This is a genomic window from Corallococcus llansteffanensis, from assembly GCF_003612055.1.
Taxonomy (GTDB): Bacteria; Myxococcota; Myxococcia; order Myxococcales; family Myxococcaceae; genus Corallococcus; species Corallococcus llansteffanensis.
In genome coordinates this window covers 1-3,302 of the sequence record NZ_RAWB01000821.1, presented here as the reverse complement: position 1 = coordinate 3,302, position 3,302 = coordinate 1, and the positions used below count along the sequence as shown (strand labels likewise).

Annotated in this window: 2 protein-coding genes and 1 pseudogene; all 3 read left to right on the top strand. The window is 68.1% G+C overall.

The window, feature by feature from the left end; translation table 11 throughout:
- Window positions 1-80 precede the first annotated feature (80 nt).
- A complete protein-coding gene (locus tag D7V93_RS40725; RefSeq protein WP_120648384.1) occupies window positions 81-1,157 on the top strand; it encodes a hypothetical protein in 1,077 nt (358 codons plus the stop codon).
- Between the two features lie 115 nt (window positions 1,158-1,272).
- Window positions 1,273-2,574: a hypothetical protein gene (locus D7V93_RS40720; protein WP_120648383.1), complete on the top strand. Its 1,302-nt coding sequence runs from the start codon at window positions 1,273-1,275 to the stop codon at window positions 2,572-2,574.
- Window positions 2,564-3,302: pseudogene (locus D7V93_RS47835) on the top strand (hypothetical protein); the annotation flags it as partial. The gene D7V93_RS40720 and the pseudogene D7V93_RS47835, both read left to right, overlap by 11 nt.

Below are 3,302 nucleotides of genomic sequence, written 5' to 3'. Positions count from 1 at the left end.
GGCTCTGGGGCTAGGGTGGGGGCCCACGGACGCGCCGTGTTGCCCGGGGCGGGAGGGGCATGGTTGGCTCTCTGCTCCCCGTGAGCCCTCCGCAGACCGACCCTCGGATTCCCGTCGCAGCGAAGGACCAGGCGGCCCTGGAGAAGTACGTCGGCTTTTGCGAGTCGCTGGGGCGGTACCAGACGAAGGACGTGCTGGTGGTGCGAGGCTACGCGGGGGACCTCCAGCTGTGGGTCAGCCCGACGTATCCCGGCTACCGGAACGCGTGGATCAGCGCCTTCGGGCCCGTGCTGGCGGCTCACGACGTGGACCACATCTATTCGAAGAAGCGGGGGGAGCTGTACGGCTACGCCTACGTGCGGTTGGCCCTGGTGGATGGGAAGACAAATCAGCGCAGCGGTGAGTTCGAAGCGCTGATGGGGAAGGTGGGGAAGGCGAACGAGGCGTTCCTGGGGCAGCCGTTGCAGGCACAGGAGATCCGTTACGCGGACGACGTGCAGGAGCTGAAGTTGAAGCACCTGTCGTTCAAACCGAGCCAGAGGTACGCAGAGACCCAGAAGTCGGGGCAGGCAATCCTGAGCGGGACGCGGCTGGTAGGGCCCACGAAGCCCGTGACCCCGCAGGCGCAGCGGGTGACAGTGCCCCTGACGGCACCGCGGGCCGTGGTCGTGGCGAAACCGCTGGTGACCGCGAAGACCTTGAAGCCCGCGCTGCCGAAGCGCCCACTCCAGGTGACGTCGGTGACGGTGCACAGAACGGCGAGTGAGGTCCGGGTCGTCCCTGCGGCGAAGTCCTACGAGTGGAGCGGCGCTGTTGTCGAGTGGCTCATGGGCGCGTTGATCACCGCCGTGAACTACAAGCGGACCCAGGAGGCCTTGGACAAGATCCTGGCGGGAGTGGAGAAGCACATCCCGGAGAACGGCGGCGTGCTGATTGCTGTCGTGTATGAACAGCCGGGCAACGCGGACCAGTACGGCTATTCGACGGAGCTGTTCCTGTACGCGTACGTCATGGCGTACGGGGAGACGGCGCTGGACGCGTACCTGAAATACCAGGAGGAAACGTCACGCCCGGGGTACGCTACGCTGTCACCGGGGGCCCAGAAGAACTGGACCAAAGTCGAGCATCATGTCTGGGTTCGCGCTGGCGATCGCTGAGCTGGGCCCGAAAGTCCGCTGAGTAGAATCGTGGAGCGGGCAGCGAGTGCTGCAAGGCAGAACGTCAGACGCATGTTCTTTCCTCCTCCCCCTGGGAACATCACGGGAGGTGTGTATGCGGAAGACGCGGGGCTGGGTCGTGTGGCTTTGTCTGGTGTTGCCTGTGTTGGGATGGGCAGAGGACGGCCTGGCGTCGTCGTCCGTGGAGGACCGTCGGTGGCACTTCCTCACCCGTCTGGAGGCCACGCTGACGCTGCTGCCACGGAGTGGCACGGGCCTGGACGAGGGCTTCGTTCAACTGGAGCCCTGGCTGGTGGTGGATGGTGGCGAGGAGTTCGGCCTCAATCTGGGCGCTCCCGTGCGGCTGCGACTGTGGGGCGGCGGTGAGGGCGCGGGCCGTGTCCGCAAGGAAGACTGGGACACGCTGTCTGACTGGGGGCAACTGTTGCGCCTGTTCTCGGTGGGCAACGACTCCTCACCGGTAGCGCTGTGGGCAGGCTCCCTGGACTGCTACAGCCTGCTGTCCGGGCACTTGGTGCGGCGCTACTCCAATCGCAACAACCCGGACTACCACCCGGCCGGCGCGGTGCTGACGGGCAGCCTGGGGCCCCTGTACACCGAGGCGTTTGTCTCCGACGTGCTGGGGGCTCGCCTGATGGGGGCGGAGGTCGCGTTGGACGTGCAGCACGTCCTGGCTGGCCGGTCCTCGCAGCCGGGGCGCTACACGCTGTCGCTCTCAGCGGTGCACGATGGCGCACGGGCGGGGGCCAGGTCGCGGTCGGCGACACTGGCGCACGTGGATGGCACGGCCGTGGTGATGGTGCGGAGGGGGCGCGACAGCGGCTTCGAGGCGCAGGTGTTCGCAGGGTGGGGAGGACAGCCCGGAGAAGTGGGCGCGTGGGGCGCGGTGGCCGGCCTGGGCGCGGACGCGGTGTCGCCCACCTTGGACTTGCAGGCGCGGCTGGAGGTGCGCCTTCAGCGCGGAGGTTTCCGACAGGGACACTTCGGCCCGGATTACGAGCTGGCGCGGTTCGAGTCCTCCTTCCCCAACGGCTCTTCCGCCTTTGGCGAGGCGATTGTCAGCTGGGACGCGGTCCACCTGGGCGATCTGGTGCAGCGGCACCTGCGCCTCTCCGTCTCTGCGGAAGCCTTCACCTGGGGCCGCGTGGATGCGGACATGAGGATGGCGGCGCAGCTCTTCCACCGGAACGTCGAGGTGGCCCTTCGCGGGCTCGCGGTGGGCCTGCGCCAGCCGGGGACTCGCTACCTCACTTCGGGCGAGGTGCGTTGGCGCTTCCTCGCGGGAAGGCTGTACGCCCTGGGCCAGGGCGGCACGCTGCTGTACCCGACACCGGAGGGGACGCTGCGCCCGGGGGCCTTCGCCTCGGTCGGAATCGGAGTCGACAATGCGCGCTGACTCCCTGCTGCGCCGCTGGGTGCTGCTGTCCATTGCGCTCCTGCTCTTCTCCGGCTGCTTCACGCTGTCCCCTCGGCTCAGCGCTGATCCACGGGTGTACGGGCAGAGTTCCTCGGAGGCGTCATGGACCCCGACGGGTGGCGCTTTCGAGGAGGAAGCGTCGTCGTCCCTGGAACCGGAGGCGTCAGCGCGGCTGAACCGACGACGCGGACCGAAGCGAGAGCAGGGCTCGGTCGCGAGGAGTTCGAGCCCTGAGCTGGCAACCCACAAGGAGGCGGTCCTCTGCGGAGGCCAGGCCCCTCCTCCGGGCTGGCCATACCTGTCCTCCAGTCGGGAGTTGCTCGCCCCGTTCCTGGCATGCGGCTCGCCTGCGGAGTTCGTGGCCATGCAGCGCGGGGTGGACATGGCCCGTCTGGTGGAGTCCCTGAAGGACTGGGATGCGGTCCGGTTGGGCGCGCTCGGCCCCCTCGACGTGAAGGCCTCCGAAGTCCTCAGCCGCAAGCGCGCTGGCTTCCTCGTCACCGCGACGGAGAAGTACGGCGTCTCCCTGGCGGAGGTGTTCGCCCTCTTCATCGTCCACGCCACCTTCGACGACGAGCTGCGAGAGGTGGTCCAGCTGCTGGCCCGTGACAAGAAGTTGGGTGAAACGCTGGGGAGCATGGCCACCGTCCGGGAGGAGCTGCGGCGGCGGGGCCTGGAGCTGTCGGAGTATCCCGACCGGAACGAGC

Coding starts and splice junctions, on each gene's coding strand:
- D7V93_RS40720 (WP_120648383.1), top strand. CDS start 1,273: ATGCGGAAGACGCGGGGCTGGGTCGTGTGGCTTTGTCTGGTGTTGCCT.